Source organism: Caldicoprobacter algeriensis, from assembly GCF_023838525.1.
Taxonomy (GTDB): Bacteria; Bacillota; Clostridia; order Caldicoprobacterales; family Caldicoprobacteraceae; genus Caldicoprobacter; species Caldicoprobacter algeriensis.
Genome location: NZ_JAHUQD010000038.1, coordinates 1 through 2,425, shown reverse-complemented (window position 1 = coordinate 2,425; position 2,425 = coordinate 1). Strand labels below are relative to the sequence as shown.

2 protein-coding genes are annotated in these 2,425 nt (G+C 35.8%); both read right to left on the bottom strand.

Going from position 1 to position 2,425, the window contains the following annotated elements; all coding sequences use genetic code 11:
* Nucleotides 1–903 precede the first annotated feature (903 nt).
* Nucleotides 904–1,293: a HEPN domain-containing protein gene (locus KVG29_RS12285; RefSeq protein ID WP_252228715.1), complete on the bottom strand. Its 390-nt coding sequence runs from the start codon at nt 1,291–1,293 to the stop codon at nt 904–906.
* Nucleotides 1,268–1,603, bottom strand: a complete 336-nt coding sequence (locus KVG29_RS12280; RefSeq protein ID WP_252228714.1) for a nucleotidyltransferase domain-containing protein — start codon at nt 1,601–1,603, stop codon at nt 1,268–1,270. Before KVG29_RS12280 ends, KVG29_RS12285 begins: the two co-directional genes overlap by 26 nt.
* Nucleotides 1,604–2,425: the final 822 nt, after the last annotated feature.

Below are 2,425 nucleotides of genomic sequence, written 5' to 3'. Positions count from 1 at the left end.
CTACAATATTGAAAGAGCTCGCTCAAGAAGCAATATGATGAGGTTTGCCATGGCTACCTTTGCTGCAGTCAATATCCATCTTGATGCCTGGGTTAAACATACAAACTTTAGTTTTGTAGATACCTTTATTGGAGCGGCGTAAATAGCTTGGTTTACAACTTTTATAGCTTTTTCTAGAAGCTTTAAAAATTGTATTTTTTAAGGCTTAGTTTGTTATACCCTTTTTGGGGTTATCCAGGTATTACAATATGAATTTTCCAAGGTTCACCTCTTTTATTACTTGATAATACATGTAATCTTGTTAATATGTTCCATTTTTGCCTGCCTTGAAATTATTTCCATATACTTTTTGAGAGTGTTCATTACCGAATTACTATTAGGGCGAGCCACTTCAGTAACTCCCACATTATATTCAATTATCAGTTCAGCCAGTTTCTGCCCCTCTCTTAAAACTACATTGCCGATTTTTTCCCATCTATATCGCAGGCATTTTTAAACAGGTGATAGTACACCCGCTAAAGATTTGCAACATCATCCCGTCGAAGTACTTTGTGCCGACTATCTTCTATATCCCACACAAGCACATCTACTCGTATTTTTCCTTTGTAAGTAGTTTCTACAATAAATTCAAACAAGTTTTGTCCTGCAATATGTTCTTTTGTACCTCTTAATTTTTTTCATTGACATCGAGAACCTCCAGTTTCCCCTGAACTAGCCGATTATTTAGCACCCATAGAGGATAACCATGTGGGTATCGAGATTGAGTGTAAGTACTTACATACCATTCTTGAATATCCGAACGTCCTATGCGGTGCCATTGTTACCGACTGAGACCAGCCCAGTCTCAGAAATAGCTCTCAATTGTGAAGGTACTTGGTATTTTATACAGAACCTCAAAGAACCTCAAAAAATATACTTTATACAATAAGAAAAAATTTCTTTAGCGTACATTATTGCCTTCTCAGCTGCTTTAATATCAGGCATTCCTAAAGGCGTAGTGCCCGGTATGGCAGTAGGATATCTTGTTGGAATATAAAACTGGTTCAAGACTCGGACTTTAGGCAAAAAATTTTCAAAAGATTTATCATATTGTGTACAAAGGTTTACAAGATCTATTAAATTATGAATTCGAGGAGGATTATGTTTCTGACTTACCAAAAATGCTTTTAAAGCTTTCTCTGCAGCCTGATGGGAAAAGAAACAAACCATATTGTATTTGCCTGCTTTAAGCATAATCTCTGCTGAATCAAGATCATCCATAGCAAAGTCAAGCCATCGTTTTGCTTCTTTCATAAATAACCTTTCCTTTCTTTAATATTTCTTCTGTGTAAAACACGCTTTCTTTCATTTCTTCTATTTCTTTTGGAGTATACACTATAATATCCGTCCCAACAGCAGGCTTAGCCACTTTAACAACTTCTTCTAATCTTTCATAAAAAGATTTATCAGTATCCTTTATGACTATTAAATCAATATCACTCCATTTATCTATTTGATTTGTTGCTAATGAGCCAAATAATATTATTTTCTCAGGCTGATACTCTTTTATCAGTACCTCCGCAATTCTTGAAAGTTCTTGAGTTAATTGTTCTATTCTGCTCATAAAAACACCTCGATTTCAAGTTTGTCTTTATCTCTATTATATCAAATTGCAGGGTGATTGAATATCTACACAAAATATTTTGTCCGTGTCAAGATTTAGTAGGTACCTTTAGAAAAATTTTTTCTATGAGACCTCACTATTTGGTAGAACAGCTTCGCCATACAGGTTCTAGCTGCTATCTTACCCACAGCAAACCCCTGGATAATTAACCCGACAAAAGGTAAAAGTAAACCTCCTACTTCCATCCCCCACACAAGGTAGTAATACACCCCCTCCTAGCCTTTCCCCACTGAAAGACTATACTGGCCGCGATCCTACTTCTCCTTTTGGTCACGTTCATTTATCAGCGAGATCTCTTTTTTCTACATTACCTCCTTATTCTCCTGTCACTACCTACTAAAATTTTATACGGTCATTTAATAAAATCAGAATACAAGAAGGGGACAAGGCTCTTTGCCCTTGTAAGAGATAATTGGCATGTGAAGATTATAAATGGGGAAATAATCCCGTGAGAATGTCATCGAAAATCCTTCGGGGAATCCCCATCCGCTATATAGTCGTTACCTTCGCTTAAATAGATCTTTTAGGCAATACATTCCAATTATCAGTCGCCTCATTAATGGTTCTTCGGAAACACCTTATTTCCTGTCAACACAGTTTTGTAGCCCGGGCGCATTTTCAATATATGAGGTAATATTTGCCAATACACTAAAATTAAGCACTTTGTGGTTGTCTAAAAAGTAAAAATGTTTTGCCTAGAAGTACAAGTGGTTTTAAAACGTTTGATATAACCTCGTTTGGTAATCATTTCTTCAAAAATAT

Excerpts from the sequence above, each read along its gene's own strand:
- KVG29_RS12280 (WP_252228714.1), bottom strand. The coding sequence starts at position 1,603 with ATGAGCAGAATAGAACAATTAACTCAAGAACTTTCAAGAATTGCGGAG.
- KVG29_RS12285 (WP_252228715.1), bottom strand. The coding sequence starts at position 1,293 with ATGAAAGAAGCAAAACGATGGCTTGACTTTGCTATGGATGATCTTGAT.